We start from the raw sequence: 707 nt of genomic DNA, 5'->3' as shown, positions 1-707 counted from the left end.
CTGCGGATCAAAGCTCGTTTGCTAGCTCCCCGCAGCTTATCGCAAGCTACTACGTCCTTCATCGCCTGTAATCGCCAAGGCATCCACCATGTGCACTTATTCACTTGTCCCTATAACGTTGGCCCCTCATGAGTTAAGGGATCGTCATAGGCAAATGACAGCTTACTTTGTTTGTTGATACATACAGATTACTACCCTAAGTGTTCACTACATCTTTCGATGCGATGAACGCTTAAAGAAAACTTTACTTCTTCCAGATTGTTAAAGAACGAAAAAACAGTGATCTCGAAAAGACCAAACCTAAATCTGACGACTTACGTTTGGGCTTTGCGCCAAGACGATGGTGGAGGATGACGGGATCGAACCGACGACCCCCTGCTTGCAAAGCAGGTGCTCTCCCAGCTGAGCTAATCCCCCTATGGGTAATGCCGATAATTTGGTAGGGCTGGTTGGACTCGAACCAACGACCCCCGCGTTATCAACACGGTGCTCTAACCAGCTGAGCTACAGCCCCAAAAAACTGTTCTTTACTGTTCAACAGCCGATAAGTGTGAGCGTTTGGTGACTGATCTTGAAGACCGGTGCTACTCTAGAAAGGAGGTGATCCAGCCGCACCTTCCGATACGGCTACCTTGTTACGACTTCACCCCAGTCACGAATCCTACCGTGGTAAGCGCCCTCCTTGCGGTTAAGCTACCTACTTCTGG

At 49.1% G+C, this 707-nt stretch carries 2 tRNA genes and 2 rRNA genes; all 4 read right to left on the bottom strand.

Annotated elements, in window-relative coordinates:
- Positions 1-110: ribosomal RNA gene (locus U1H99_RS30085) — 23S ribosomal RNA — on the bottom strand; the annotation flags it as partial.
- A 231-nt stretch (positions 111-341) separates the two neighbouring features.
- Positions 342-417: transfer RNA gene (locus tag U1H99_RS30080), tRNA-Ala, on the bottom strand.
- Between the two features lie 20 nt (positions 418-437).
- Positions 438-514, bottom strand: a tRNA-Ile gene (locus U1H99_RS30075).
- A gap of 79 nt (positions 515-593) precedes the next feature.
- Positions 594-707, bottom strand: a 16S ribosomal RNA gene (locus tag U1H99_RS30070); the annotation flags it as partial.

It is taken from the genome of Massilia phyllosphaerae (assembly GCF_034659755.1).
Taxonomy (GTDB): domain Bacteria; phylum Pseudomonadota; class Gammaproteobacteria; order Burkholderiales; family Burkholderiaceae_D; genus Telluria; species Telluria phyllosphaerae.
Note: the sequence above shows the minus strand (reverse complement) of the source record. Positions and strands in the feature narration are given on the sequence as shown.